Origin of the sequence: Mitsuaria sp. 7, from assembly GCF_001653795.1 — a bacterium.
Classification (GTDB): domain Bacteria; phylum Pseudomonadota; class Gammaproteobacteria; order Burkholderiales; family Burkholderiaceae_C; genus Roseateles.
The window spans coordinates 2,699,258-2,720,353 of sequence record NZ_CP011514.1 but is presented as its reverse complement, the minus strand read 5'-3'; the positions used below and the strand labels follow the sequence as shown (position 1 = coordinate 2,720,353).

At 68.8% G+C, this 21,096-nt stretch carries 16 protein-coding genes; 4 read left to right on the top strand and 12 right to left on the bottom strand.

Annotated features, from left to right (window positions below; translation table 11 throughout):
* Positions 1 to 6 precede the first annotated feature (6 nt).
* The 8 genes from ABE85_RS12045 to ABE85_RS12010 form a co-directional block, all read right to left on the bottom strand.
* A complete protein-coding gene (locus ABE85_RS12045) occupies positions 7 to 777 on the bottom strand; it encodes an ABC transporter ATP-binding protein (RefSeq protein ID WP_067274509.1) in 771 nt (256 codons plus the stop codon).
* The gene (locus ABE85_RS12040; RefSeq protein ID WP_067274505.1) at positions 777 to 1,913 is read right to left on the bottom strand and encodes a M14 family metallopeptidase; all 1,137 of its coding nucleotides are present in this window, start codon (positions 1,911 to 1,913) and stop codon (positions 777 to 779) included. Before ABE85_RS12040 ends, ABE85_RS12045 begins: the two co-directional genes overlap by 1 nt.
* 58 nt (positions 1,914 to 1,971) lie before the next feature.
* The gene (locus tag ABE85_RS12035) at positions 1,972 to 2,658 is read right to left on the bottom strand and encodes an ABC transporter permease (protein WP_067274502.1); all 687 of its coding nucleotides are present in this window, start codon (positions 2,656 to 2,658) and stop codon (positions 1,972 to 1,974) included.
* A 12-nt stretch (positions 2,659 to 2,670) separates the two neighbouring features.
* Entirely contained in the window at positions 2,671 to 3,363 is a 693-nt protein-coding gene (locus tag ABE85_RS12030) for an ABC transporter permease (RefSeq protein WP_067274500.1), read from the bottom strand.
* Positions 3,364 to 3,462: 99 nt separating this feature from the next.
* Positions 3,463 to 4,269 carry an ABC transporter substrate-binding protein gene (locus tag ABE85_RS12025; RefSeq protein ID WP_067274496.1) on the bottom strand — a complete coding sequence of 269 codons (807 nt, stop codon included), beginning with the start codon at positions 4,267 to 4,269 and terminating at the stop codon, positions 3,463 to 3,465.
* Between the two features lie 149 nt (positions 4,270 to 4,418).
* Complete coding sequence (locus tag ABE85_RS12020) at positions 4,419 to 5,393, bottom strand: alpha/beta fold hydrolase (RefSeq protein WP_067282550.1); 975 nt, start codon at positions 5,391 to 5,393, stop codon at positions 4,419 to 4,421.
* Positions 5,394 to 5,401: 8 nt separating this feature from the next.
* On the bottom strand, positions 5,402 to 6,199 hold the full coding sequence (locus ABE85_RS12015) for a sulfurtransferase (RefSeq protein WP_067274493.1): 798 nt from the start codon (positions 6,197 to 6,199) through the stop codon (positions 5,402 to 5,404).
* 56 nt (positions 6,200 to 6,255) lie between these two features.
* Positions 6,256 to 7,320: a peptidylprolyl isomerase gene (locus ABE85_RS12010; protein ID WP_231993288.1), complete on the bottom strand. Its 1,065-nt coding sequence runs from the start codon at positions 7,318 to 7,320 to the stop codon at positions 6,256 to 6,258.
* Positions 7,321 to 7,379: 59 nt separating this feature from the next.
* On the opposite strand from ABE85_RS12010, the gene dnaE reads away from it, so the two are divergent.
* The 4 genes from dnaE (at position 7,380) to ABE85_RS11990 (ending at position 14,021) form a co-directional block, all read left to right on the top strand.
* Positions 7,380 to 10,943 carry a DNA polymerase III subunit alpha gene (gene dnaE, locus ABE85_RS12005; RefSeq protein ID WP_067274491.1) on the top strand — a complete coding sequence of 1,188 codons (3,564 nt, stop codon included), beginning with the start codon at positions 7,380 to 7,382 and terminating at the stop codon, positions 10,941 to 10,943.
* Positions 10,944 to 11,006: 63 nt separating this feature from the next.
* The gene (locus ABE85_RS12000; protein ID WP_067274488.1) at positions 11,007 to 11,327 is read left to right on the top strand and encodes a helix-turn-helix domain-containing protein; all 321 of its coding nucleotides are present in this window, start codon (positions 11,007 to 11,009) and stop codon (positions 11,325 to 11,327) included.
* A complete protein-coding gene (locus tag ABE85_RS11995; RefSeq protein WP_067274484.1) occupies positions 11,324 to 12,595 on the top strand; it encodes a type II toxin-antitoxin system HipA family toxin in 1,272 nt (423 codons plus the stop codon). Before ABE85_RS12000 ends, ABE85_RS11995 begins: the two co-directional genes overlap by 4 nt.
* Positions 12,596 to 12,701: 106 nt before the next feature.
* The gene (locus ABE85_RS11990) at positions 12,702 to 14,021 is read left to right on the top strand and encodes a patatin-like phospholipase family protein (protein ID WP_067274480.1); all 1,320 of its coding nucleotides are present in this window, start codon (positions 12,702 to 12,704) and stop codon (positions 14,019 to 14,021) included.
* Here the strand turns inward: ABE85_RS11990 and ABE85_RS11985 are convergent.
* The 4 genes from ABE85_RS11985 to ABE85_RS11970 all read right to left on the bottom strand — a co-directional run bounded on the left by ABE85_RS11985 (position 14,001) and on the right by ABE85_RS11970 (position 21,090).
* A complete protein-coding gene (locus tag ABE85_RS11985; RefSeq protein ID WP_067274476.1) occupies positions 14,001 to 14,687 on the bottom strand; it encodes a hypothetical protein in 687 nt (228 codons plus the stop codon). The genes ABE85_RS11990 and ABE85_RS11985 overlap by 21 nt on opposite strands.
* Positions 14,684 to 18,751: a patatin-like phospholipase family protein gene (locus ABE85_RS27955; RefSeq protein ID WP_067274473.1), complete on the bottom strand. Its 4,068-nt coding sequence runs from the start codon at positions 18,749 to 18,751 to the stop codon at positions 14,684 to 14,686. The genes ABE85_RS11985 and ABE85_RS27955 overlap by 4 nt, the downstream gene beginning before the upstream one ends.
* Before the next feature lie 138 nt (positions 18,752 to 18,889).
* Positions 18,890 to 20,218, bottom strand: coding sequence for an ATP-binding protein (locus tag ABE85_RS11975; RefSeq protein ID WP_067274470.1), 1,329 nt, complete (start codon positions 20,216 to 20,218; stop codon positions 18,890 to 18,892).
* A gap of 38 nt (positions 20,219 to 20,256) precedes the next feature.
* The gene (locus tag ABE85_RS11970) at positions 20,257 to 21,090 is read right to left on the bottom strand and encodes a response regulator transcription factor (protein ID WP_231993287.1); all 834 of its coding nucleotides are present in this window, start codon (positions 21,088 to 21,090) and stop codon (positions 20,257 to 20,259) included.
* Positions 21,091 to 21,096: the final 6 nt, after the last annotated feature.

Here is a 21,096-nt window from a genome sequence, read left to right as displayed (position 1 = left end):
AGCGCGCTACTTCAGCCCGCCGCTCAGAAACGCCTTGAGCCGCTCGCTCTGCGGCTTCGCCAGCACTTCGCGCGGATCGCCTTGTTCTTCGACTCGCCCCTGATGCAGGAACATCGTGTGCGACGACACCTCGCGCGCGAAGCCCATCTCGTGGGTCACGACGATCATCGTGCGACCTTCCGCCGCCAGGTCGCGCATCACCTTCAGCACTTCGCCGACCAGTTCCGGATCCAGCGCCGATGTCGGCTCGTCGAAGAGCATCACCTCGGGATCCACCGCCAGCGCGCGCGCGATCGCCACGCGTTGCGCCTCGCCGCCCGAGAGCTGCGCCGGATAGACGTCCTTGCGGTGAGACACGCCCACGCGGGCCAGCAGCGCCTCGGCCTTCTCGATGGCCTGCGCGCGTGGCTGCTTCAGCACGTGGATGGGCGCCTCGATGACGTTCTCCAGCACCGTGCGGTGGCCCCACAGGTTGAAGTTCTGGAACACCATCGCCAGCCGTGCGCGCCAGCGCTGCAGCTGCGCCGCGTCGGCGGACTTGAGGCTGCCGTCGCGGTCGCGGACGAGCTTGAGTTCCTCCGTGCCCAGCTTCAGCGTGCCTTCGAAAGGCTGCTCCAGCAGGTTGATGCAGCGCAGGAAGGTGCTCTTGCCCGAGCCGCTGGACCCGATCAGCGTGATCACGTCGCCCGGCTTCGCGGCCAGGGACACGCCCTTGAGCACTTCGCGGTCGCCGTAGCGTTTGTGGAGGTTGTCGACAACAAGACTGGCCGCGGACATCAACGGGCTCCCAGGAGTTTTCCGGTGCGGGTCGCTTCGCGCCCCGCGACTTTCGCGACCCGCGCCCCGGCCGTGACCAGGCGCAGCGTGTCGCGTGCAAACAGCAGCCCGTCGGTGGGGCTCTTCAGGTCGGTCACCGATCCGCTGATCGGATCGATGACCTGGGCGATGACGTCGCCTTCGCTCACCGTCTCGCCGACCTCGCGCAGGAAGGTCAGCACGCCGCCGACCGGCGAGGGGACCGGGATCGAGCCCGCCAGCGGACGCGCATCGCCGACCGGCGCCGGCACCGGCGGCGTCGCGCCGTCCGGGGCATCGGAGGCGATCACGCCGCGATGGATCAGGAAGTCCACGATCGCCTGCGCGTCCTTGGCCGCCAGGTCGTGGTGCACGTCCTGCTGGCCGCGCAGCTCGACCGTCACCGACAGGCAGGCCTGCGGGATCGGGAAGCGGTCGCCGAAGTGCTTCGCCCACTTCCACCAGACCTGCGAGCAGGCCTCGTCGAAGGGGTTGTCGCCGGAGTCCGTCGCCAGCAGCGTCACGCCCGCGCCGAGGTAGGCGGCCAGCGGCTCGCATTGCGGCCAGCAGGGCGTCTCGGTGTAGAGGTGCATCACCGCCTGCGCGTCGCAGTGCAGGTCCAGCACCACGTCCGCGTCGCAGGCCATCAGCATCAGCGTCTTGCGCAGCGCCTTGAGCTCGGTGTCGGCCGGCGAAGCCTGCACCTCGGTCTTCAGCGCGGCGCGCAGCACCGCGACGTTGCGCGCCGGATCGGCGCCCAGGCGCGGCTCCGCGTGTCGCGCCGCGGCCTCGATGTGCTCGGGGTAGTGGCGGTTGAAGTTCTCGCCCGACAGGCCCTCGAAGCGGCCGAGGTGAGACTGCAGCCACCATTGCGACAGGCCGATCGGATTGGCCATCGGCACGAGGATCACTTCGCCGCGCAGGTGGCCCGCCGCCTCCAGCGCGTCGAAGTGGCGGCGCAGGTGCCAGGCGGTGAGCATGCCCGGCAGCTCGTCGGCATGCAGCGAGGCCTGGATGTAGACCTTCTGGCCCTGGCCGGGCTGGCCGTAGTGCAGCGAGACGAGCTCGCGCTGCGTGCCCGGAGTCGGGCTCGGGAGCGGGTGTTGTCGGAGTTGCATGGGAGTGTCTTGTCCTAGTGCGGCACCGGCGCGGCGCCGCGGCGGCAGGAGGGCGGCCTCAGCGCGGCATCAGGGGCTTGAGCCAGCGCTTCTCGGCCTGGTGGAAGAGGCCGACCAGCACCAGCGTCATCGTGAAGTAGAAGATCGCGGCGGTGATGAAGGCCTCGAAGGGGATGTAGTAGGTGGCGTTGACGTCGCGGGCGATGCCGGTGATGTCCATGATGGTCACGACGCTGGCCAGCGCCGTGCCGTGCAGCATGAAGATGACCTCGTTGCTGTAGGCCGGCAGCGCGCGGCGCAGCGCATGCGGCAGCACGATGCGGCGCAGCATGACCCGGCGGCTCATGCCCAGGGCCTTCGCGGCCTCGACCTCGCCGTGCGGCAGCGAGCGGATGGACCCGGCGATGATCTCCGTCGTGTAGGCGCCGGTGTTCAGCACGAAGGTCAGGCAGGCGCAGAACCACGCCGAGCTGAACAGCGGCCACAGCGCGCTCTGCTGCATCCATTCGAACTGGCCCAGCCCGTAATAGATGAGGAAGAGCTGCACCAGCATCGGCGTGCCGCGGAAGACGTAGGTGTAGGCCCAGACCGTGCGCGACAGCCACTTGACCGGCAGCGTGCGCAGCACGGCGAGCGGGATGGCCAGGGCCAGGCCGATCAGCAGCGACACGATCAGCAGCTCGAAGGTGATGACCGCGCCTTCGAGGTAGCGCGGGAGGTTCTCGACGATGGCGTCCAGGTTCATGGGGGATCGTGATTACAGCGAGTGGCGACGCACGCCGATGGACAGGCGCTTCTGCAGCTGGTCGAAGACCAGTTCGGACACGGACGTGAAGAGCAGGTAGATCAGCGCCACGGCCAGGTAGAACACGAAGGGCTCGCGCGTGCCTGCGGCGGCCTGCGAGCCGCGCATCATCAGGTCGTGCAGCCCGATGACCGACACGATGGCGGTGCTCTTGATCAGCACCAGCCAGTTGTTGGACAGCCCCGGCAGCGCATGCCGGAACATCTGCGGGAGGGTGATGCGCCAGGCGACCTGCGCGGGGCTCATGCCGAAGGCGAGTCCGGCCTCGCGCTGCCCCGGCGGCACGGCGAGGAAGGCGCCGCGGAAGGCTTCGGTCAGGTAGGCGCCGAAGATGAACGCGATGGTCACCACGCCGGCGATGAAGGGGTTGATGTCGATGTACTCGTCGTGCCCCAGCGCCGCCGCGATCGCGTTCACGGCGACCTGGCCGCCGAAGAAGATCAGCAGCATCAGCACAAGGTCGGGCACGCCGCGGATCAGCGTGGTGTAGAGCGTGGCGATGCCCTTGGCGACGCGGAACTTCGACAGCTTGGCCATCGCGCCGATCAGCCCCAGCGCCATGGCCAGCGCCATCGAGCTGAGGGCCACGCCCAGGGTCAGGACAGCGCCCTCGAGCAGGCTGGGCAGATAACCGTGCAGGAACATTCGACGGACCTTGTTCGTTCTGAAGGGACGTGGCCCGGCAGTGCCGGGCCACGACGTACAGGAGGCGGAGACACCGCGCGCGCGGCGCCTCCGGTGGGATCACTTGGCCGTCTTGCCCGAGATGTCGTACTCGAAGTACTTGTCGTTGAGCTTCTTGAAGGTGCCGTTGGCCTTCACGGCCGCGATGGCGTCGTTGAACTTCTTGCCCAGCGTCTTCTCGTCCGCCTTGCGCAGGCCCACGCCGCTCCCGGTGCCGAAGTACTTCACGTCATCGTAGCTCGGGCCCACGAACGCGTAGCCCTTGCCGGCCGGCGTCTTCAGGAAGCCCATGTCGGCGGCCACCAGGTCGGCCAGCGTCAGGTCCACGCGGCCCGACTTCAGGTCCAGGAAGGCCTGGTCCTGCGTCGCGTAGCGGACGATCTCGCTCTGCTTGAAGGTGTCGGCGGCGAACTTCTCATGGATGGTCGCGCGCTGCACGCCGATCTTCTTGCCCTTCAGGCCGGCGGGCGAGAAGTCGAACTTCGCATCGGACTTGGCGGTGAAGCGGGCCGGGGTGTTGTAGTACGGGTTGGAGAAGGCGATGACCTTCTTGCGCTCGTCGGTGATGGACACCGACGCGATGATCGCGTCCACCTTGCGCGCCTGCAGCGCGGGGATCAGGCCGTCGAAGTCCTGCTGCACCAGCGTGCACTCGGCCTTGAGCTCGGCGCACAGCGCCAGGGCCAGGTCGATCTCGAAGCCCTTGAGCTTGCCGTCCGCGCCGACTTCGGAGAACGGGGGATAAGCCCCTTCGACGCCGATGCGGATCTTCTTCCAGTCAGGGGCCTGGGCGTGCGCGGCGCCGGCGGTGGCCAGCAGGGCGCAGGCCGCCAGGGCGGCGCGGGCGATCAGTTGTCGTCGTTGCATGAAGGCTCCTCGTGATTGAGCAAGGGATCGTGGAATGGACATCCGGTGAGGACCTCGGGCGGTTCGAGCCCGCCTTGATTCAGAGATCGGAGAGGTCATCCGGACTGGGGGGCATTGTTGCAATGCCGCACGTGCGGCGGCCATCAGGGTTAAGGAGAGTGCAAAAACGTGTGAACCGCCTGGACGGTGGACGCGGGGTCCTCCTCCTGGGGGACATGCCCTAATTCGGGGAACACCTGCACGGTGCTGTGCGCGATGGCCTGGTGGAAGCGATCGGCCGCGGCGGGGGGGATGAGGCGGTCCTTGCCGCCCCACAGGATGAGGGTCGGGGCCTGGATGCGCGGCAGCAGATCGGCGTGTTGTCCCGGTGCGCGCTGTGCCAGGCGTTGCGTCAATGCCTCGCGGTTGCCTTCGCGCAGGGTCAGTTCGAAGTAGCGGTCCACCAGGGCCGCGGACACCTTGGACGGATCGCCGTAGACCTCGCGCAGGCTGCGGTCCACCAGCGGCCGCGGCAGGAACACGCCGGCCAGCCAGTGCAGCACCCGCGAGTCGGGAATGCGGAAGCCGGCGGGCACCGCCTCGCTGCGGACGTCGAGCCCGCCGGCGTCGACCAGCACCAGCGCGGCGACCTGTTCGGCATGCCGTGCCGCGTACTGCCAGGCCAGTCCGCCGCCCATCGAATTGCCGACTAGGACCATGCGGTCAATCTGCAACTGTCGGAAGAACGACAACAGGAACGAGTCATAGGCGTCGTCGCTGTAATCGCCTATGACGGAGGGGCCGGTGAGGCCGAAGCCCGGCAGGTCGAGCGTGATCACGCGGCGCGTCGCGCTGAGCGACTTCGCCCAACCCTCCCAGGTGTGCAGGCTCGCGGCGGTGCCGTGCAGCAGCACGATGGGCGTGGTGTCGGTCTTCGGACCCTCGTCGCGGAAGTGGACCAGCTGGATCTGCCCGCCGGGCAGCTTCAGTTCGAGGAAGTCCGAGGGCGGTGGTGCCCAGCGGGCGACCAGACCTTCCAGCGGCCTTTCCGGCGCGCGGAAAGCCATCGCGAGCAGCGCCGTCGCCAGCACGGCGAACCCCAGCAGCTTCATCAGCCGGGCGCCGAGGGTGGGACGCTCGGTCATCCGCGCGATCATTCGACGACGGAGTCGGGCGAGGGCGCCAGTTCGGGGTCGACCGCGCGGCGCTCGTCGAAGACGAAGCAGTCGCCGTGGTAGTGCGCGTTGCCGACTTCCTCGAAGTACTTGAGGATGCCGCCTTCGAGCTGATAGACCTTGGCGTCCAGGCCGTGGCGGACGGCTTCCTGGTCGAGGTAGAGCGCGGCCTTCTCGCAGCGGATGCCGCCGGTGCAGTAGCTGACGACGGTCTTGCCGTCCAGCTCAGCCCGATGCGCCTGGAAGGCGTCGGGGAACTCGCTGAACTTCGTGATGCGCCAGTCGATCGCACCGTCGAAGGCGCCGACGTCGACCTCGAAGCCGTTGCGCGTGTCGAGCGTGACGACCGGTCGGCCCTCGTCGTCATGGCCCTGATCGAGCCAGCGCTTCAAGGTCCCGGCCGGCAGCGCGGGCGCGCGCGGCGCTTGGTCCGGGCGGATCGTCGGGTGGTTCATCCGGATGATCTCCGGCTTCACCTTCACCAGCAGCTTGCGGAAGGGGACCTCGTCGCTCCAGCTTTCCTTGGGCGCCAGCGCAGCGAAGCGAGCGTCCCCGCGCAAGGCATCCACCCAGGTCCTCACCGCGTCCGCCGGGCCGGCGAGGAACAGGTTGATGCCTTCCTCCGCGATCAGCACCGTGCCCTTCAGGCCCAGCGCCTGCGCACGCTCGTGCAACGTGTCCCGCAAGGCGTCCGGCGCGTCGATCGCGACGAACTGGTAGCAGGAGATGTTGAGGACAGTCTTGGAGTCGGAATCGGTCGGGACAGCAGTGTTCATGCCGTTGCGGCGGCTCGTGGCCGGGCAGGGTCAGGAAAACGGAAGATTGTAGGTTCTCATCGTTTGGCTTCCGGGGACTTGGGCTCGCTGAGCTTCACGTCGGGCGCGGGCACCGGCTTGATCCGCACCGGCACGGCGGCGCTGCACAGGTCCGTGTAGCCCGCACTGTGCACGAACCAGCCTCCACGGTTGCGGCGCGCGTTCAGCAGTTCGTTCCACGTCGGCGTGTCGGTGCGCAGCACCTGCAGGGCCGGACGCTGCTCGGCCGGCAACGCCGAGGCGAGCGAGACGCGTTCGACGCCCAGCCGCTGCTCAGGCTTGTCGTAGAAGCCCATCGCCGCACCACCGCGCGGCAGCGAGGACAGGAACTCCATGCCCTTGAGCACGCGGCCGACGACCGTGATGTTGAGATCGAGCCCGCGCGGCGCATGGCCGATCACGGCATACAGCTCGGCACCGGTGCTGGAGTCCTTCGCATTGCCGCGACCGGCACCGACGGCGCCATAGCAATGTGCCAGCCAGGCCTCGCCCGTCTTTGGGTCCGCGGCGGCGGGGAAACCGTCCACCTGCCCGGCGCGCGGCGCCCAGCCCTCGACATCCGGCAGCACCGTCATCGGCACGCCCTTGAGAGGGATGGAGAACTCCGCCGGAAGGTGGGACTTCGCGCCGGCAGGGAAGGGCTTGCCCTTGCCCTTGAGGCCGGTGTCCTCGTCGTCCGCATTGGGGTCGCCCCATTGGGTGACGAAGTTGTCCTGCACACGGACGATGGCGAGGCCGTCGTAGTAGCCGCCCCGGGCCAGCGCGCGGATGTTGTCGACATGCGCCGGCGCGAAGCGCGGGGCCAGTTCGATGAAGACCTGACCCTGAGGCAGCGTCATCACCAGCAGGTTGTCCGGATCGACGTCGCGCCAGACGGCGGCGGGCGCGGTGGCGAGGATGTCGGCGCTGCTGCGCGGCGGTTGGGCCGGCTTCACGGCCGCTGCCTTCGCGGCCGTCGCGGGCCTGACCGCCTTCGCCTCCTTTGCAGGCTCGGCGGCCTGCGAGACCGCGGGCGCGCACAGCGCCAGCGCCGTCAGCAGGGAGAGGGGCAGGGCCTTCATCGTCGTCTTGTCCATCGTCATCCGGGCGCTCCGCGAGAGTGTTCGATGGAGGGCGAGCATAGCCTTCTTACAATCGCCCGATGGCTTTCGTTCACCTCCGCTCCCATACCGAGTTTTCCGTCGTCGACGGCACCCTGCGCATCGACGACGCCGCCGCCGCGGCCGCCAAGGACGGCCAGGTCGCGCTGGGCCTGACCGACCTCGCCAACATGTTCGGCGGGGTGAAGTTCTACAACGCCTGCCGCAAGAAGGGCGTGAAGCCGATCCTGGGCGTGGAGGCCTGGCTGGAGCCGGAGGCCGTGGACCGCCCGCCCTCGCGCGTGCTGCTGCTGGTGCAGGACATCCAGGGCTATCTGAACCTCAGCGAGCTGCTGTCGCGTGCCTGGATCCAGAACGTGCAGCGCAACCAGGCGCTGCTGAAGCTGGAGTGGATGCAGGAGCTGAACGCCGGCCTGATCTGCCTGGGCGGCATGCAGTTCGGCCCGGTCGGCCAGGCGCTGATCGCGGGCGACGAGGCCCGCGCGCTGGACGTGGCCCAGCGCCTCGCCGCGATCTATCCGAACCGCTTCTACATCGAGCTGCAACGCGCCGGCCTGCCGGGTCAGGAAGCGCTGCTGCGGCAGCTCGTGCCGCTGGCCGCGAAGGCGAGGCTGCCGGTGGTGGCGACGCATCCGATCCAGTTCCTGGGCGAAGAGGACTTCGAGGCCCACGAGGCGCGCGTGTGCGTCGCGGACGGCGAGACGCTGTCCAATCCGAAGCGGGTCAAGCGTTTCCTGCCGAGCCAGCATTTCAAGAGCCAGGCGGAGATGGAGGCGCTGTTCGCCGACATCCCCAGCGCGATCGCCAACACGGTGGAGATCGCCAAGCGCTGCAGCCTGACGCTGGTGCTGGGCAAGCCGCAGCTGCCGAACTTCCCGACCCCGATCCAGGCCGACGGCACGCCGATGCCGATGGAGCAGTACTTCCGCATGCTCTCGCACGAGGGCCTCGAGGACCGGCTGCAACTGCTGTATCCCGATCCGGCCAAGCGCGAGGCGGTGCGCCAGCGCTATGTGGACCGGCTGGAGTTCGAGCTCGAGACCATCATCAAGATGGGCTTCCCCGGCTACTTCCTCATCGTGGGTGACTTCATCCGCTGGGCGAAGAACAACGGCTGCCCTGTGGGCCCGGGCCGGGGCTCGGGCGCCGGCTCGCTGGTCGCGTATGTGCTGCTGATCACCGACCTGGATCCGCTGCAGTACAACCTGCTGTTCGAGCGCTTCCTGAACCCGGAACGGGTCTCGATGCCCGACTTCGACATCGACTTCTGCCAGGGCAACCGCGACCGCGTCATCGAGTACGTCAAGGACAAGTACGGCCGCCCGGCGGTGAGCCAGATCGCGACCTTCGGCACGATGGCGGCCAAGGGCGCGCTGCGCGACATCGGCCGCGTGCTGGGCATGGGCTTCGGCCATGTGGACTCGATCGCCAAGCTGGTGCCGGCGCCTCCGGGCAAGACGGTGACGCTCGCGAAGCTGCCGCCGGACTTCGATCCGGACAAGGCCAAGATGGTCTACGCGCGCCACGAGTCGCCCGAGATCGAAGAGCGCGAGGCGCAGGACGAGGAAGTCGCCGGGCTGCTGGAGATGGCGGCGCGCGTGGAGGGCACGGTGCGCTCGATCGGCATGCACGCCGGCGGCGTGCTGATCGCGCCGGGCAAGATCACCGACTTCTGCCCGCAGTACCAGCAGCCGGGCTCGACCTCGGCGGTGAGCCAGTACGACAAGGACGACGTCGAGGCCATCGGCCTCGTGAAGTTCGACTTCCTGGGTCTGGCGACGCTGACCATCCTCGAGCTGGCCAAGGACTTCATCGTCGGCCGGTATCCCGAGGCGGCCGACTTCGCGTTCGAGACCATCCCGCTGGACGACAAGCGGACCTACAAGCTGTTCTCCGACGGCCTGACGGAGTCGGTGTTCCAGTTCGAATCGAGCGGCATGCAGCGCATGCTCAAGGACGCGAAGCCCTCGCGCCTGGAAGACCTGATCGCGCTGAACGCGCTGTACCGCCCGGGCCCGATGGACCTGATCCCCAGCTTCGTCGCGCGCAAGCACGGCAAGGAAGTGGTGGTGTACCCGCATCCGCTGGTGGAGCCGGTGCTGTCCGAGACCTACGGGATCATGGTCTACCAGGAGCAGGTGATGCAGACCGCCCAGGTGCTGGGCGGCTACTCGCTCGGCGGCGCGGACATGCTGCGCCGGGCGATGGGCAAGAAGAAGGCCGAAGAGATGGCCATGCACCGCGACCTGTTCCGAAAGGGCGCGGCGGAGAAGGGCATCGACCAGGACAAGGCCGACGAGGTCTTCGACCTGATGGAGAAGTTCGCGGGCTACGGCTTCAACAAGTCGCACGCGGCCGCGTACTCGCTCCTGGCGTATCACACGGGCTGGCTGAAGGTGCATTACACGGCGGAGTTCTTCGCCGCGAACATGACCATCGAATCGGACGACACCGACAAGCTCAAGGTGTTGATGAACGATGCCAAGCTGTTCGGCATCGAGTTCGAGCCGCCCAACATCAACCTGGGCGTGGGCCGTTTCGAGCCCATGGCCGCGGACGAAGGCACGTCCAAGTCCGCGCCGAAGGAAGGCAAGGCCGGCACCACGCCGCGTGCGCGCAAGATCAACTACAGCCTGGGCGCGATCAAGGGCACGGGCGCGGGTGCGATCGAGGCGATCGTGCGTGCGCGCACCGAGGGCGGCCCCTTCACGAGCTTCTTCGACTTCTGCGCGCGCGTGGACCGCAAGGCGGTGAACAAGCGCGTGGTGGAGGCGCTCATCAAGGCCGGCGCCTTCGACGCGCTGCACGCGAGCCGCGCGCGGCTGCTGGCGAGCGTCTCGCTGGGCTACACCTACGCGGACAACCTGGCGCAGAACGTCAACCAGGGCGGGCTGTTCGACTTCGACGGCGGGCACGGCTCGTCGACGGCGGAGCCGGACTTCGTCGAGGTGCCCGAGTGGGGCATCAAGGAGCGGCTGGGCCTGGAGAAGACGGCGATCGGGTTCTACCTGTCGGGGCACCTGTTCGACCAGTCGGAGACGGAGCTGCGCCGGATGGTGAAGCGCCGCATCGTCGACCTGCAGGACAGCCGCGAGCCGACGACGGTGGCGGGCATCGTGTCGGACATGCGGGTGATCAACGGCGCGCGCGGCCGGGTGGCGATCTTCAAGATCGACGACAAGACCCATGCGATCGAGGCGGTGGCCAACGAGGAGATGCTCAACGCCAACAAGGAGCTGCTGGCGGAGGACGAGCTGATCATCGCGGTGGGCAAGGTGCAGAACGACCGCTTCTCCGGCGGGCTGCGGATGAACGTGCAGCAGGTGTTCAGCCTGGCGGCGGCGCGGGCGCGTTTCGGGCGCTACCTGCGCACGGCGCCCAACCTGCCGGCCTCGGCGGTGCTGGAGCTGGTCAAGAGCTGGCCGGCCAAGCGCGTGGAGACGGAGCAGGGCGTGCTCAGCCAGGGGCTGGAGCTGCGCATCCCGATCAAGCGCAATGGCGCGATCGCGGAACTGGGCCTGGGCGGCGCGGGCAAGTTCTGGCCCAGCGACGAGGCGCTGGAACAGCTCAAGCCGGCGGAGATCGTGTACGACTCGGGCGGGTGACGTAGAAACGGGATCGTGATAACAGTTGTTATGGCAGTTTTTTTGGGCTATAACAATTGTTCCATGAGTCTTAAAACCTTTCCGTTCATTGTCGAGGACTCGCTCGCCGCACTCGGCGAACGGATTTCGCTCGCGCGTCGCGCCCGGCGATTGACCCGGCCGGACCTGGCGGCCCGGGCGGGCATCGGCCTGAGCACGCTGGTGGCGATCGAGACCGGCGCCCCGACCGTGCAGATCGGCTCCGTGTTGATGGTGCTGTGGGGATTGGGACTGGAGGGAACGTTCGACACCCTGTCCAACCTGGGATCCGACAAGGAGCTTTCCGCCTTGATGGCCGACGCCGTACCGCTGCGCGTTCGTACGCCCAAACGGAGGTCGCCATGAGCGCCGATGCCAAGCCGGTGTGGGTCTGGCTCCCGCACAGCGCGGTGCCGGTGGAATGCGGCGTCTTCTCGCTGAAGGAGGGCGTCGGCATTTTCGAGTATCGGCAGACCTACCTGGACGCGCACGGCGTCGCGCTGGACCTGGCGCACCTCGCATTGAGTCCTCGCGCGCGGCCGATCAGGGAAACGAGGCAGGATGGGCTTTTCGGCGTGATCCGCGATGCCAAGCCGGAAGGCTATGGGCTCGATCTGCTGGCACATCTGCGGCAGGTTCGCGTCGAGGACCACATGGCCGTGCTGGAAGAGTCGGAAGGCGATTCGGTCGGTGCCATTGCCGTCTGCGACGACGTTGCGCGAAAGCAGGACTTCCACTGCCCGCCGTCCCACGACCTGCTGCAAATTCTCGCGGGCGTGCCTGATTCGCGGCCGGCCAGCGATGCCGTGCGCGAAGTGAAAGGCATCGTCGGCACGAGTGCCGGCGGGGAGCGTCCCAAGCTCACCGTGATGCATGAGGGGCAGCAGTGGCTGGCCAAACTCCAGGACCGCGGAGACCGGCCCCATTCACCGCTTCGCGAATTCGTGGCCATGAGGGTGGCGACAGCGCTCGGCGTGAACGCGGCCGAGGTGCAGTTCAAACGGGTCGAGCAACGCGAGGTGATCCTGGTCCGACGCTTTGACCGTGAGGTGGATGCGCAGCGGCGGGTGACCCGGCGACTCTTCGCCAGCGCGCATACCGTGCTAGGCCTGGACAAGCAGGTGCGGGGCAGCCGTGAGCGTTCCTATCTCGCTCTGGCGCACGAGTTGCAGCGGTGGCGTGGACGCGCTGACAGCGAAACGGTGTTGGAGGGCAAGCGCGAACTCTTCCGCCGCATCGTTATGAACGCCGTGTTGGGCAACGGTGACGATCACCCGCGCAACACCGGCTTCCTGTTCGATGGAACGGGTTGGACGCTGTCTCCGGCGTTCGACATCGCGCCGTATGGGATGGTCTTTTCGGGCACGCAATCCATGGACATCTCCCGGTCCCGAACGCACGCGGCGTCCAGTGCCATCTTCAATCTGATCGACGCCTGCACGGACTACGGCTATGTCGAGGAAGAGGCGCGCGAGTACATCGCCTCCGCGCGTCGCCAGGCGCCGGCGCTTTGGACTGAGCAGGTGATCTCAGCCGGTTTCCAGGAAGACGACCTGCCGTTCCAGACGCCGATCTGGTTGGACGCAGAGGGACCGGCCGTCACCACGTCGCGCCGGAGTTCCCGGGGGCGTTGAGTTCCGATCGCCCGTCGGCAACTGCGACTCGGGTCGGCCGACCATCCCCCATTTGACGGGTGCTTCCCCCACCCCACGCCGGGGGTGTCAGGCGTAAGCTGCCCCCATGCAGGATGCCAAGCCCCGGACCGGCCTGATCCTTACCGGAGGAGGCGCACGCGCGGCCTACCAGGTCGGCGTGCTGGCCGCCATCGCGCAGCTGCGCCGCGACGCCTGCACCACCGGCGACAACCCCTTCCAGGTGATCTCCGGCACCTCGGCCGGCGCCATCAACGCCGCCACGCTCGCCTGCCGGGCCGACGACTTCTGCTCCGCCGTCGACGGCCTCATGTACATCTGGCAGAACATCCACGTCAACCAGGTCTACGCCGCCGATTCCTTCGGCGTCATCCGCTCCGGCGCGAAGTGGCTCAGCATGCTCTCGCTGGGCTGGGCGCTGAACCGCTGGCGCCGCACCCGCCCGCGCAGCCTGCTGAACAACACGCCGCTGCGCGGCCTCCTCGGCCAGTGGATCGACTTCGACCGGCTCGACGAGATGCTCGCCAAGGGCTACATCGACGCGCTCGCGGTGACCGGCTCCAGCTACACCTCCGGCCACCACGTCACCTTCTATCAGACGCACCAGCAGCGCGATCCCTGGGTCCGCACGCAACGCATCGCCACACGCATCCCGAAGCTGTCGATCGAGCACCTGGTCGCGTCGTCCGCGATCCCGTTCATCTTCCCCGCCGAGCCGCTGGAGCTCGGGGGCGAGGTCGAGTGGTTCGGCGACGGCTCGATGCGCCAGACCGCGCCGATCTCGCCGGCCGTGCACCTGGGCGCGGAGAAGGTCCTCGTCATCGGCGCGGGCCGCATGCACGAGGCCGGCGGCGAGGGCCAGCACGGGCCCACGCCCACCGGCCATCCCAGCCTCGCGCAGATCGCGGGCCACGCGCTGTCCAACATCTTCCTGGATGCGCTGGCCGTCGACATCGAACGCCTCAAGCGCATCAACAGCACGCTCGCGCTGCTGCCCGAGGAGGCGCTGCGCAACACGCCGCTCAAGCCGATCGAGGCTCTGGTCATCGCGCCGAGCCGGCCGCTCGACAGCCTCGCCGCCGAGCATCAGGGCTCGCTGCCGCCGCCTATCCGCGCGCTGCTGCGCAGCGTCGGCGTGTCGGGGGAGGGCGCCACCGCCAGCGGCTCAGCGCTGGTCAGCTATCTGCTCTTCGAGCCCGAGTACACCAACGAGCTGATCACGCTCGGCATGTCGGACACGCTGGCCCGACGCACCGAGATCCAGAAGTTCTTCGACTGGCCCGCGCAGGCGCCGCAGATGGACCCCGCCGCGATGCGCAAGCGCGCCGGCGGCTTCGCGCTGCAGGTGCCACCGAATCCGCCGGGGCCGCCAAGATTGGTCGCAGGCTCAGCGGTCGGCGGGCGCTGAAACCGCAGGCTGGCTCGCGCCGATCGCTGACCCGGAAGCGGCAGCGGTCGACGCCTCTTCCCAGCAGTGCTGCCAGTCGTAAGGCAACGCGGAGGGCATCGGGCTGCGGAGATCCAGGGTGATCGTCTGCTGGACATCGCAGTTGCCCAGCATGCCTTGTCTCGTGAAACTCACCTTCATCCGGACCCGCGTCGGGATGGTGCAGGTCCACGTCCTGAGATCGCCCGTTCGCGTGTCCGGCTTGGGTTTCTCCTTGACCGGATCCGATGGCGGCGACCGATGGATCTCGAGCAACAACATCTGGCCGGGAGCGACGGGCGTCGCGGCCTTGCCCGTGAAGCTCCAGCTCTGCGTCGATTGGCCTTCCTTGTTCCATCCCGGGTTGATCACGATGTCCGACACGTCGACCGTGACGGACTCCTGGTTGAGGATGGCCAGCAGCAGGCGCGAGACATCCTGTGTCTGTGCGGTGTTCTTGTCCTTGGCCTGGCCAGCGGTCGCCGACCCGATGCCGGGCTTGGCGACCGGTTCCGCATCGACGACCGTGTACCAGTTGGCGCTCATCCGCGGCATGGGCGCGCATGCGGTGAGACACAGGGCGGCTGACAGTGCCGGCACACGCAGAAGGGAGGCGGCGACGCCGGTCTCGTTCTTTGCGGCGCTCATTGCCGTGCTCCCTCGCCGCCGCGCACGTTGGACCGCGGCGGCATTTGCGTGACGCCGCGCTTGATGTCGGCAATGTTGCCGGCCATGCCCTCCATGGCCTGGGCCGCCCCTGCGGCGGCCGCCGCAGCCTTCTCTGCCTTGGATGCGGCCGTGTCGGCGCTGTCCGCCGCCTTGGCGGTGTTCGTCGCGGCGGCGGTCAGCTTGTCGATATCGGCCTGGTTGAGCCTGACGACGCCGCTCGGTCCCGGAGGGCCGACGGGACCCCGGCCCGCACCGCTCGCCGCCGAGGCCGCCGAGGCCGCCGATCCGACCTCGATCGAGAAGTCCACCGCCGACGTGGAGGCGTTGCGGATCTGGGTCACGAACTCGGCCAGCGCGATGTTGGCCTGGTTGACCTGCACCGACGGGTCGCCGGAGGTGACCGGGCCGGTCACCGGCGGCGCCGTACCGGGACCTGTCGGAGGCGGGGCGGGCGGACCGATCGAGCTCACGCCCGTGACCGTGACGACGCTCACCAGGGTCCCGGCGGCCAGGATCTGCGCGTTGTCGCTCAGCCCGCCGATGAGCTTGCTCAGCGCCGAGGCTTGCGCCGCATCGGCCTGACCGCCTTCGGCCGCAGGCCCCTGCGGCGGCGGGGGGGAGACCGCGATCGATCCCACCGCCGCCGCGAAAGCGCCGAAGCCGAGCGGACCCAGCGGCGGCGTGCCGCTGTCCGGCGCCTGAGGGCCCTGCTTCGGGCCATAGGCCGCCAGCACGGTGTGCAAGCCCAGCATGCGATAGCTCTCGAACTGGGATTCGTCGAAGAACTGGTCCGATGTCGGCTGCTGTGGAAAGCGGTTGGTCCCGCGTCGACTCTCTTCGGCATAACGCCGCACATCCAGCGGCAGCCAGGGGCCGTCCTTGTCATCGTGCACCAGCGCGGGCTTGATCAGCAGCAGGGTCCCGTGCCTGCCCTGCGGGTCCGCATGGTCGTACCGGATCCGGGCGCGGGCCACGGCGGCACCCGATCGCTTGCGCTCCAGCGGCCCCGGCATGTTCGTCGTGAACTCGATGCCGATGCCCATGTCGACACGGATGCGGCGCACCGTGGAAAGCAGGTCGTCGTATTGATACTCGGGGTCCGCGCCGGCGTCGACGACGACGATGTGCCGCACCCGGCGGCGCACCATTTCGTAGAGCCCCGTGTTGTCGAAATGGCCGCCGTCCGACAGGTTCACGAAAGCGGTGTCGGAGGACGTGTTGCCCATGGCCTCGTCGAACAGCGTCGTCAAGCCGAGTCCGGGCTCTGCGCGCTCCTGGGGCCAGCCCGTGGGCTTTGCGCGTGTCGGATTGGGCGACCACAGGCCCAGGCGCACGTTGAACAGCGTCATCACCAGCGCCAGCGGGATCGAGCTGTGATAACCCATGTTGGGCGACGCCGCGGCCCCGGACACCGTCATGGCGCAGCCGAGGCTGATGCCGTCGATGTGTTCGGTCCGCAGATAGACCTTGGAAGGGATGTAGCCCGTGGTCCTGCTGCCCGAGAACAGCGGCGAGATGGTGAAGGGCGCCGCCTTGCGGTCCTGCCATTCCAGGCGGCTGCCCGAGGCCTTCACCAGATTCAAGGCCACGTTGACGATGTGCATGAGGCGGGGCCGCGCGTCCTCCGCGGCACCGGTCTCCGGCCAGGTCTCGTGGATGGGCAGGTTGTCCTGGGGATCGAATCCGGTGAACCAGTGCGGGCGGCGATCCTCGTCGCGTCGACTCGCCGCCAGATAGGCCCGCACGAGCCGGTTGCCGTAGAGACTGTGGAGCGAGAAGGCATTCACGCCGATGCGCCACGAAGTCCCGAGTGCCAGGATGGCGGCGACGAGCATCGCCATGCACAGCGGTCCCGGATCGTCCAGCGTCAGCAGCGAGGCGACGTAGTAGTGGGCTGCGCGGTCCGTCCACGGCGCACAGGGGTTGTCGGCATGACCGCAGTCGAGCGGACGGCAGGTGGTGCCCAGCGTGAAACGGGTGTCCGGGTCCTGCGCCTTCAAGCCCTTGCAGATCATCCGCGTGAAGGCCGGCGCCTGCAGATCGACGGCGATGCGAGATTCCTGCATCTGCAGGTAGGGCTCGTGCAGGCGCATCATCGCAGTGACCGAATAGGACAGGCCGGCCAGGAGCATGACGATGAACGCGATGGACAGCAGGTCGGCCATCCGCATGCCGGTCTTGCCCGCGAGGGTCTCCGCCTTCTGGCGCCAGGCGGGCCCTTGCTTGCTGATGAAGCCGATGGCCGCCAGGAGGACGCCGAGGAGGCCGGTGCCGGCGCCGAACGCGGCCGCCTGTTCGCCGGACTGGAGCTTGGCCATCGCCAGCATCTGGCCCGGCAGATAGAACACCAGCCCGACGCCGAGGATCCAGACGGCGGAGGGCAGCATCCAGCGCGCGGCGGCCCGCGCCCACCATTCCCGCTCGTCTTCCAGCCCCGCCGGTCGACGCCAGCCGGCGTAGACGGTGACGCCCAGCCAGAACAGCGTCATCAGCAGCGGCACGGCCCACAGCGCGAGCAGACGGAGATCCTGCGGCGGCGTGCCGAGCTCCGCGGGCAGCCGCCATGCGTGGACTTCCGGACGCGGCGACATCGTCAGAAGCCAGCGGATCAGCCAGTACAGGCCGGCGCCGGTCGCGCCGCCGGCGACCATCACGGCGAAGAACGCCCACAGGTCCGCAGGGCGCTTGCCCGCCTCCCGCGCGCGCAGCTTCCTGAGTCCCAGTCCGCCGAGCAGCGAGGCGGCCCCCTGCGTGAGGCCGCCCAGCAGGAAACCGAGCAGCGTGACCTGCCACTCCGTCGGCAGGGCGCTGTGGTTCAGCCAGAGTTGAACCCGGGCCGGCAGCCACAGGAGCCAGACGGACCGGATCGTCGCCCCCTTCGCTTCCCATCCGATGAGACAGGTCAGCAGCAGGGCGGCCAGAAACAGGGGCAGCACCATCTGCCACATGTCGTCCGGATATTTCGGGGACGGTCCCTCGATCCGCTTGGCCGGCGGGGGCGCTGTCGGCGGCGACCCGCCGGCCGGCCGTGCCCCGGGAGCCGGGTCGTTCCCGGTGCCGTCGCGCTTGCGCTTCTCTGGCGGCGCGGGCAGGTCGGACGCCATGTAGGCGATCGTCCAGACGATCAACAGCCAGGCCAGGCCCGCCATGGCCTTGCGCCAGTCGTCGGAGGGTGCCGTCGCCTGGAGGCACGCCAGATAGATCCGCGGAATGACGAGCACGCACAGGAGCGCGGGAATCCACACCATCCAGTTGAGCGTGAGGTTGCGCGCATAGATCGCCAGCAGCGTGAGGAAGTCGGCCGAAATACCGCGCATCGGGCTGAGGTAGCTGCTGAAGGCGCGGAGCCGACGCACCGGGCGCGGCTCCTCCACCTGGGCGTTGCCGACCTTGCCGAGAGAGGCCAGCACCTCGTTGCGGGCGTCGCGATGGGCCGCGCCCTCCATCCGGATCGGTTCCCGCGTGCCAAGGCCGGCGCTCAGGTACTCGGCCAGGCTCTGGCCCGCGGCGCTAGCCTGTTGCAGCAGCGCCTCGTTGCGGATCCACGCCGAGAGCAGACTCGCGAGGTAGCCGCCGCCCGAGACCGAGGAAAGATAGTGGAAGTCGCCCATGACGCCCTGGGCGGCCAGGCCCTGGACCACGCCGAGGCTGAAGGTCGCGCTGCGGATGCCGCCGCCCGACAGGCAGAGCGCCGCCGGTGCGTCCTCGTCGGCGAGGCGATGGATCCAGGCGCGAAGCCACCGCAGGCGGGCTGCGATGAGCCGCTTGCGCTGATCCTCGTAGGCGGCCCAATCCAGCGGATCGCCGACGCGCGGGTGGCGCCGGATCCACTCGTTTCGCAGCGACTCGTGGTCCCACGGCGGCGGCACGTCGATCCGGCGCGTCAGCGCGAGCAGCCTGTGCCGCAAGCTCGGCAGCAGGGCCATGGCTTCGGCGATCAGGACTTCATCATCCCTGGTCGGCAGCGATCCGGCGTGCGTCTGCGTCCCGTTGTCGTCGGCCCGGCCCGGTCCGGGTGCGCGAGGGTCCTGTGCTGCGTTCATGCGGCCTCCCATTGGCTTCCCGCCAATGTCCCGCCCCGCGCCCGCCGCGCCATCGGTACTCACGCCAGTCCATCCGCAGGCTTGAGGATGGAAGAGGGACAGGCCTTGTCCCTGGCAGACCTTCAACCGGTCGGACGATCACTCCGACAGTCGCAGCTCGGCGATCAATCCGCCTCCGGCCCGGTTGCCCAGGACCAGGGTGCCACGCTGCCTCAGCGTCAATTCCCGCGCGATGTAGAGCCCCAGTCCCGCGCCGCCGGTATGGCGGTTGCGCGAGTCTTCCAGGCGATAGAACGGCTCGAACACCGCTTCCAGCTTGTCCTCCGGAATGCCCGGGCCTGGATCGGTCACGCGCAGCCAGACGCCTTGCGTGTCCCGGCCGACGCGGACTTCCGCGCTGCCGCCATAACGCACTGCGTTGCCGATCAGGTTGCCAAGCACGCGCCGCAGCGCCATCGGCTGCCCCTTCGCGAGCACCGGCTCGGCATGCCCCAGTCCGCCGCCGTCGTCGAAGGTCACCGGCATCGCCTGCTCGATGAGGTCGTCCGTCAGCGCCTGCGCCAGCGCGCCGAGGTCGACGTCGACGAGCGGCTCGGCCGCGCCGGGGCCGTCGCCGCGGAACAGCTCCATCACCGCGTCCACCAGCGCATTCATCTCGCGGATGTCCTCGACGGAGCGCTGGCGCTGGATCTCCTCGATGTCCAGCGTCTCCAGCCGCATGCGCAGCCGCGTCAGCGGCGTGCGCAGGTCGTGCGAGATCGCCGCCACCATCAGCCCGCGCTCGTTGAACTGCCGGCGCAACTGGCGCGCCATCGCGTTGAAGACCTGCGCGCTCTCGCGGACTTCGAGCGTGCCGCGCTGCTCGTCGAGCAGCGGCAGACGGTCCTGCTTGTGCAGCGATTGCCCCAGCTCCTGCGACGCCCGCACGAGGTCGCGCATCGGACGCGACAGCCAGCGCGAGGCGATCCACGCCGCCAGCCCCGTGACGAGCAGCCGGATGCCGTAATCGAGCGTCAGCTCCCACGCGGTCAGCGCGCGGAACGGCCCGCGCCATTGCGGCTGAGGACCTTGACCCTGCGTCCATTGGGATCCCTGCGTCTGCGAGGGCGGCGGAAAACCGCGGAAGCCTTCGCGCGGCAGCATGGGGACGTCGCCCGGGAGTGGCGGTTCCTCGCGCAAGCCGGCATCGGCGCCCATGCCTTGCTGTCCTGGACCGGCTTCGGGGCCGGGCCCTGGCCCGGGACCTTGCGGCTGCGGCCCGCGCATGAGCCCGGGTATCGGCGGCAGCGAGGGCGCGCCGTGCATCCGCATGGCATAGAGGTCGCCGCGGGTCCAGGTCACGACGCCGATCGCCAGCGCCTGCGCGACCACCAGCGTCACCCACAGCAGCAGGAAGATGCGCCGCGCCAGCGTGTCGCCGAAGGCGCGCGCGAATCCGCCGCGGATCGCGATCCCCCAACGCTTCATGCGATGCGGGCTGCGGTCCGTCCTCGGGTCGGAATCCCTCAAGCCTGCACCTGCGCGTCGAAGAGGTAGCCCTCGCCGCGCATCGTGCGGATCAGGCGCGGTTCCTTGGGCGAGTCGCCCAGCTTCTGCCGCAGCCGCGAGATCGTCAGATCCACGCTGCGATCGTTGACCTCGACGCCGGGCGCGCGCGTCAGCTCGATCAACTGCTCGCGGCTGAGCACGCGTCCCGGTCGCTCGACCAGCGCGCTCAGCATGCGGAACTCCGCGCTCGACAAGGGCACCACGACCTGCTGCGGCGACACCAGCTGCCGCAGCAGCCGGTCGAAGGCCCAGCCCTCGAAACGGAACTCGCGGCGCGTCTGCGTCTCATGCTCGCCGCGGCGCGCGCGGCGCCGGATCGCATGGATGCGGGCCACCAGCTCGCGGGGCTCGAAAGGCTTGGCCAGGTAGTCGTCGGCGCCCATCTCCAGGCCGAGCACGCGGCTGATCGGATCGCCGTGCGCCGTCAGCATGATCACCGGCACCGACGGGTGATGCTGCTGGATCCACTGGCACAGCGTCAGGCCGTTCTCGTCGGGCAGCATCAGGTCCAGCACGACGACGTCGAAGACCTGCGTCGCCATCAGCCGGCGCATGTCGCGGCCGTCGCCGGCGGTGCTCACCGCGACGCTGAACTTCTGCAGATACTCCTCGAGCGATCGGCGGATCTCCGCATCGTCGTCGACCACCAGACACCGCGTCATGCAACTCTCCACCGGCGGGCTAGGCGGCATGCCCAGCCCCGTGGTGGACGATACACCGGGGTCCGTGCTGTGGGCGCCGTGGGCGCCGTGGAAGCCATCGGTGCGCGGGGAGGGGATGTAGCGCGGCATCTGCGG

Coding starts and splice junctions, on each gene's coding strand:
- ABE85_RS12045 (WP_067274509.1), bottom strand. CDS start 777: ATGTCCGCGGCCAGTCTTGTTGTCGACAACCTCCACAAACGCTACGGC.
- ABE85_RS12040 (WP_067274505.1), bottom strand. CDS start 1,913: ATGCAACTCCGACAACACCCGCTCCCGAGCCCGACTCCGGGCACGCAG.
- ABE85_RS12035 (WP_067274502.1), bottom strand. CDS start 2,658: ATGAACCTGGACGCCATCGTCGAGAACCTCCCGCGCTACCTCGAAGGC.
- ABE85_RS12030 (WP_067274500.1), bottom strand. CDS start 3,363: ATGTTCCTGCACGGTTATCTGCCCAGCCTGCTCGAGGGCGCTGTCCTG.
- ABE85_RS12025 (WP_067274496.1), bottom strand. CDS start 4,269: ATGCAACGACGACAACTGATCGCCCGCGCCGCCCTGGCGGCCTGCGCC.
- ABE85_RS12020 (WP_067282550.1), bottom strand. CDS start 5,393: ATGACCGAGCGTCCCACCCTCGGCGCCCGGCTGATGAAGCTGCTGGGG.
- ABE85_RS12015 (WP_067274493.1), bottom strand. CDS start 6,199: ATGAACACTGCTGTCCCGACCGATTCCGACTCCAAGACTGTCCTCAAC.
- ABE85_RS12010 (WP_231993288.1), bottom strand. CDS start 7,320: ATGACGATGGACAAGACGACGATGAAGGCCCTGCCCCTCTCCCTGCTG.
- dnaE (WP_067274491.1), top strand. CDS start 7,380: ATGGCTTTCGTTCACCTCCGCTCCCATACCGAGTTTTCCGTCGTCGAC.
- ABE85_RS12000 (WP_067274488.1), top strand. CDS start 11,007: ATGAGTCTTAAAACCTTTCCGTTCATTGTCGAGGACTCGCTCGCCGCA.
- ABE85_RS11995 (WP_067274484.1), top strand. CDS start 11,324: ATGAGCGCCGATGCCAAGCCGGTGTGGGTCTGGCTCCCGCACAGCGCG.
- ABE85_RS11990 (WP_067274480.1), top strand. CDS start 12,702: ATGCAGGATGCCAAGCCCCGGACCGGCCTGATCCTTACCGGAGGAGGC.
- ABE85_RS11985 (WP_067274476.1), bottom strand. CDS start 14,687: ATGAGCGCCGCAAAGAACGAGACCGGCGTCGCCGCCTCCCTTCTGCGT.
- ABE85_RS27955 (WP_067274473.1), bottom strand. CDS start 18,751: ATGAACGCAGCACAGGACCCTCGCGCACCCGGACCGGGCCGGGCCGAC.
- ABE85_RS11975 (WP_067274470.1), bottom strand. CDS start 20,218: ATGAAGCGTTGGGGGATCGCGATCCGCGGCGGATTCGCGCGCGCCTTC.
- ABE85_RS11970 (WP_231993287.1), bottom strand. CDS start 21,090: ATGCCGCGCTACATCCCCTCCCCGCGCACCGATGGCTTCCACGGCGCC.